Origin of the sequence: Streptomyces chlorus, from assembly GCF_042655885.1 — a bacterium.
In the GTDB taxonomy this organism is placed as follows: domain Bacteria; phylum Actinomycetota; class Actinomycetes; order Streptomycetales; family Streptomycetaceae; genus Streptomyces; species Streptomyces chlorus.
This window is the reverse complement of the sequence record NZ_JBHSOA010000080.1, coordinates 1-6,545: the sequence shown is the minus strand read 5'-3', so window position 1 is coordinate 6,545 and position 6,545 is coordinate 1. Positions and strand designations below refer to the sequence as shown.

Annotated in this window: 1 protein-coding gene; it reads left to right on the top strand. The window is 72.8% G+C overall.

Annotated elements, in window-relative coordinates; translation table 11 throughout:
* Nucleotides 1-6,545: amino acid adenylation domain-containing protein (locus ACFPZI_RS30365; protein ID WP_381369762.1), on the top strand; the 6,545-nt coding region annotated here is incomplete at both ends.

The window sequence follows — 6,545 nt, the reverse complement described above, 5'->3', positions numbered from 1 at the left end:
TCGGCCGGGTCGACGACCAGGTGAAGGTGCGGGGCTTCCGCATCGAACTCGGCGAGATCGAGGTCGCCCTCGTGCGGCATCCGGCGGTGACGCAGGCGGCCCTCCTCGTGCGCGAGGACCGCCCCGGGGACCAGCGGCTCGTGGCCTACGTGGTGTTCGCCGAAACGGACGACGAGCCCGGCGCCGCGGAGCTGCGCGAGTTCGTGCGGGACTGGTTGCCCGACCACATGGTCCCCGCCGAGTTCGTTCCGATGGCGACGCTGCCGCTGACAGTCAACGGCAAGATCGACCGCGCGGCGCTCCCCGTTCCGGACGGCGACCCGGACGTGTCGACGACGCCCGGAAGCGGGCAGGACCCCCGGACCGAGATCCTGTGCCACCTGTTCGCCGACGTGCTGGCGGTTCCCGCGGTCGGCATCGACGACGACTTCTTCGAGCTGGGCGGGCACTCCCTGCTGGCCACCCGCCTGGTCTCGCGCGTCCGTTCCGCCCTGGGTGCCGAACTGTCCATTCGGGACCTGTTCGACCACCCCACGGTCGGACGTCTGGCGGCGGCGCTGGACACGAGACGGGAGGCGAGACCGGCCGTTCGGGCGGAGACCAGACCCGAACGGGTGCCGGCGTCGTTCGCGCAGCAACGGATGTACTTCCTCGGCCAGTTGGAAGGGCCGAGCGCGATCTACAACTACTCGCTCGCGGTGCGCTTCTCGGGGCCGTTGGAGGTGGCCGCGCTGCGTGCCGCGCTCGGCGACGTGGTCGCCCGCCACGAAGGCCTGCGCACCACCCTCGTCGAGCACGACGGCGTGCCGTGCCAGGTCGTGCACCCGGCGGCCGAACCGGAACTCCCGGTGCGGCGGCTGGCGGAGGAGGACCTGGACGCCGAACTCGGACGGCTGGCCCGCAGGGAGTTCGACCTGTCCGCCGAGCCCCCCTTCCGCTCGAGGCTCTACCGGCTCGACGGCCCCGGCGACTCCGGCGACTCCGGCACCGCGTGGGTGCTGGCGATGGTGGTGCACCATGTCGCGGGAGACGGGTGGTCCGTCGGTCCGTTGCTGCGCGACCTGGCGACGGCCTACGCGGCGCGGACAGGGAACTTTGCTCCTCGATGGCGGGAGCTGCCGGTCCAGTACGCGGACTATGCGCTGTGGCAGCGGCGTCTGCTGGGGGCGCAGGACGATCCGGACAGTGTCCTCTCCGGCCAGCTGGCGTACTGGCGGGAGCACCTCGCCGGGCTGTTGGAGGAACTGCCGCTGCCGGCGGACCGGTCCCGTGCGGTGGACGCGTCGTACGCGGCCGGCCAGGTGCCGTTCCAGGTGCCGGCGGCGGTGTACTCGGGTCTGCAGGAGCTGGCACGTGAGCGGGGCTGCACCATGTTCATGGTGGTGCACGCTGCGCTGGTCGCCCTGCTGTCGCGGTTCGGGGCCGGCTCCGACATCTCGGTGGGGACGCCCGTCGCGGGCCGTACCGACGACGCCCTGGCCGACCTGGTCGGCTTCTTCGTGAACACGCTCGTGCTGCGGGTCGACGTCTCGGGTGAGCCGACGTTCACGGAGCTGCTGGACCGCGTTCGCGAGACGGACCTGGCGGCGTACGCGCACCAGGACGTGCCGTTCGAGCACCTGGTGGAGGTGCTGAACCCGCCACGCGCGGCCGGGCGGCATCCGCTGGTCCAGACGATGCTGGCGTTCGCCAACGCCGATCAGGGCGTGACGTCGGCGGCGTTGGCGGAGTTTCCTGGCCTTGAGGCGAGCGCGTCGGAGGTCGACACCGAAGCGGCCAGGTTCGACCTGGAGTTCTCGCTCGCCGACGGCCTCCAGGAGGCGTCGGCGTGGCAGGGCACGCTGCGGTACAGCACCGACCTGTTCGACGCCGGGACCGCCGAAGGGCTCGCGTCCGGGTTGGTGCGGGTACTGGAGCAGGCGGTTACCTCCCCTCAGCGCCCGGTGGAATCGCTGGACGTGCTCGGCCGGCCCGGCCGGGAGCTGCTGCTGGTCGAGCGGAACGCCACGGCGGCTCCGGTCCCCGAGGCGACGATGACCGGGTTGTTCGATCGGCAGGTGGCGGCGACGCCGCAGGCGACCGCCGTCTGCTCCGGCGCCGAAACGCTGTCGTACGCGGAGCTGGACGCCCGGGCCGAGCGGCTTGCGCGCGTGTTGGCGGCCCGCGGCGTCGGGGTGGAGTCGCGGGTGGCCGTGGCGATGCAACGGTCCGTCAGCGTTCCGGTGGCGCTCCTGGCGGTCATGAAGGCCGGTGCGACGTATGTGCCGGTGCGCGTGACGGACCCCGCCGCATGGGTGCGGGAGGTGCTCACCGGCGTCGGCGCCGAGCTGGTACTCGCCGACCACGCCGACACCGCCACGGCCGCGGCCTGGGGCCTGCCCGTGCTCGACCCCGACCACCCCGCCGATCACGCCGACACCGCCGACACCGAACTGCCCTCGGCAGACCAGGCCACCCTGGCCTACATCGTCTTCACCTCCGGCTCCACCGGCACACCCAAGGGCGTCGGCATCCCGCGGCGCGCCATCACCGAGTTCGTCTCCGACCCGCGGTGGGCCGAGGACGAGGCGCATCGCAGGGTGCTGGCCCACTCGCCGCTGGCGTTCGACGCCTCGACGTACGAGGTGTGGGTTCCCCTGCTGCGGGGCGGCACGGTGGTCATGGCTCCCCCCGGAGATCTCGACGTGCCCACACTGCGCCGGGTACTGACCGACGAAGGGGTCACCGCCGCCTTCTTCACCACGGCGCTGTTCCGGGTCGTGGCCGAGGAGGACCCGGAGTGCCTGGCGGCCCTGCGGCAGGTGTGGACCGGGGGCGAGGCGGTACCGCCGGACGCGGTCGCACGGGTCCACACGGCGTGCCCGGGGCTGACGGTGTTCAACGTCTACGGTCCCACCGAGACCACGACGTTCGCCCTGCGCCATCCGACCACGGCGGACGATGCGGCACGCACGATCCTCCCGATCGGCCGCCCGCTGGCGAACACCCGGGTCTACGTGCTGGACCAGCGGCTGCAGCCGGCGCCCTCCGGCGTCGCGGGCGAGCTGTACATCGCCGGGGCCGGGCAGGCTCGGGGCTACTGGAACCGTCCGGACCTGACCGCGGACCGGTTCGTGGCCGATCCGTTCGGCGCGGGCGGTGAGCGGATGTACCGCACCGGTGACATCGTGCGTTGGAACGGCGAGGGGAACATCGAGTTCCTCGGCCGCGCCGACACGCAGGTCAAGCTGCGCGGCTTCCGTATCGAGCTGGGCGCCGTCGAAACCGTCCTCGGCCGGCATCCGCACGTCGCGCAGGCGGCCGTGTTCGTTCGCGAGGACGAGCCGGACCGGCGGCACCTGGTGGCCTACGTGATCCCGGCTGCGCCCACCTCCGAAGCCGACCTCGTCGCCCACATGAAACGGCGGCTTCCGGAGTACATGGTCCCCTCCGCCGTCCTGAGCGTCGACCACTTCCCCCTGACCCCCAACGGAAAGATCGACCAGAAGGCGCTGCCAGCTCCCGACCCGGCGGCCCGGCCCTCGTCACGGCCCGCCCGCAACCCCCGCGAGGAGATCCTGTGCGGGCTGTTCGCCGACGTCCTCGGCGTCGACGAAGTCGGTATCGACGACGGGTTCTTCGAGCTCGGCGGTCACTCGCTGCTGGCGACCCGGCTGGTGTCGCGGCTGCGTGCGGCACTGGGCGAGGAGGTGGCGATCCGCGATGTCTTCGACCACCCGACGGTCGCCGAGCTGTCTGACGCGATCGGCGCGCGGACGGCGGACCGGCTGCCGCTGACCGCGGTGGTACCGCGCCCGGAGTCCGTGCCGGCGTCGTACGCCCAGCAGCGCCTGTGGTTCACGCACCACGTGGAGGGGCCGAGCCCCACCTACAACATTCCGCTGGTCCTGCGCCTGACCGGCGCCCTGGACGTCGCGGCGCTGCGGGCCGCGCTGGCCGACGTGGTCGCCCGGCACGAGAGTCTGCGCACCGTGTTCGCCGACACCGAGCAGGGGGCCCGCCAGGTGGTGCGGGACGCCGTCGCCCCGGACATGGTGCCGGAGCTGGTGGTGGAGCGGACCGGGCCGGACCGGGCCGCCGAGCGAATCGGCGAGGTCGCGCGGCACGTGTTCGACCTGGGCGACGAGATACCCTTCCGGGCCTGGCTGTTCGAGACCGAGCCGGACACGGCGTGGGTCCTGGCGCTGGTCGTGCACCACATTGCTGCGGACGGGTGGTCGCTGGCGCCCCTGGTGCGGGACCTCACCCAGGCCTACTCCGCACGGACGACGGGCCGCGCGCCGCAGTGGGAACCGCTGCCGGTGCAGTACGCCGACTACACCCTGTGGCAGCGGCAGGTGCTGGGCTCGGAGGACGACCCGGCCAGCGTGATGTCGAGGCAGCTGGCGTACTGGCGCGACCAGCTCGCGGAGCTGCCGCAGGAGCTGGACCTGCCCACGGACCGGCCACGCCCCGCGGTGGCCTCCCACCGGGGCGCGGCCGTCGAGTTCACCGTGGACACGCGTCTGCACGACGGGCTGGCCGAGCTGGCGCGTACGACCGGTACCACGGTGTTCATGGTGGTGCAGGCGGCGTTCGCCGCGCTGCTGACCAGGCTGGGCGCGGGCACCGACATCCCGCTGGGTACGCCGGTGGCCGGCCGCGACGAGGAGGCCACCCACGACCTGGTGGGCTTTTTCGCCAACACGCTCGTGCTGCGCACCGACACCTCGGGCAACCCCGCCTTCCGTGACCTCCTGGACCGCGTCCGCGCCACGGACCTGGACGCCTACAGCAACCAGGAGGTGCCCTTCGAGCGGCTCGTCGAGCTCGTCAGCCCCACGCGGTCGCTGGCGTACAACCCGCTGTTCCAGGTCGCCCTCACAGTGCGGCCCCAGGAGAGCTTCGGCAGCACCCTCGCCGATCTCGCACTCGACGCGCACGAGGTGGACACCGGGCGGGCGAAGTTCGACCTGCTGCTCAGCCTGGAGGAACACGGGGACGAGCAGCGCAACCCCGCCGGGATGGACGGCGTGCTGCAGTACGCCACCGATCTGTTCGACGAGCCCACCGCCGCCATGTTCGCCCGGGCGCTGTGCCGGGTGCTGGAACAGGTCGTGGCCCGCCCGCAGGCGCGACTGGGCGACATCGACGTCCTCGGCGAAACGGAACTGCGGGAGCTCACCGTCGCCCGGAACGACACCGACAGCGGCATCGTGCCCCGCACGTTCCCGGATCTCTTCGCCGAGCAGGTCGGGCGCGGGCCGGACGCGACCGCGGTGACCGACGACGACCGCAGCCTCAGCTACGCCGGGCTGGACGCGATCGCCAACCGCCTTGCGCACCACCTGATCGGCCGCGGTATCGGAGCCGAGGACCTGGTGGCGATCGCGATGCCGCGTTCGGCCGAGATGGTCGCGGCGGTGCTGGCCGTTCACAAGGCGGGCGCCGCCTACCTCCCGATCGACCCCGGCTACCCCGGCGAACGAATCGCGTACATGCTCGGCGACGCCGCCCCCGCGCTCCTCATCACCACCGGCAGGACCGCGGCGGACCTGCCGCCGGGCGAGGTCCCCCACGTGCTCTTCGAGGACCTGCCCGGCGGCCCGGACGACGGCATGCCGTCGCACGCGCCGACCGACAACGACCGGGTCAGACCGTTGCGGCCGGACCACCCGGCGTACCTGATCTACACCTCCGGCTCGACCGGCCTGCCCAAGGGCGTCACGGTCACCCACCGCGGACTGGCCGGCCTGGCCCACACGCACATCACCCGCCTCGGCGCCGGGCCGGGCAGCAGCGTCCTCCAGTTCGCCTCGCTGAGCTTCGACGCCGCGGCATGGGAGATCTGCATGGCACTGCTGTCGGGGGGCCGGCTCGTGCTCGCCTCACCGGACCGGCTCATGCCGGGAGAGCCGCTGGCGGAACTCGTCGCGGAGCACGGCATCACCCACGCGACCCTGCCGCCGTCGGCCCTGCCGGTGCTCACCGACGACGCGCTGCCCGCTGGCATGGTGCTCGTGGTCGCCGGTGAGGCGACCAGGCCGGACCAGGTGGCGCGGTTCTCCTCGGACCGCCGCATGATCAACGCCTACGGGCCGACCGAGACCACCGTCTGCGCGACGATGAGCGAACCCCTGTCGGGCCGGCAGCATCCGCCGCTCGGCCGCCCCGTGACCGACACCCGGGTCTACGTGCTGGACGAGTTCCTGCGCCCGGTGCCACCCGGCGTCGCGGGACAGCTGTACGTGTCCGGTTCAGGGCTCGCGCGAGGGTATTGGGGACGTGCGGGGCTGACTGCCACCCGCTTCGTCGCGAACCCGTTCGATGCCCCGGGCTCGCGCATGTACGGCACCGGGGACCTGGTGCGCTGGACCCGAGACGGCGAGCTGGTGTTCGTCGGCCGCGCGGACGACCAGATCAAGCTGCGGGGTTTCCGGATCGAGCTGGGGGAGGTCGAGGCGGTGCTGGCCCGGCATGCCGGGGTGGCGCAGGCGGTGGCCGTGGTGCGGGAGGACCGGCCGGGGGACCGGCGGCTGGTCGCCTATGCGGTGGGCGCCGGCGGC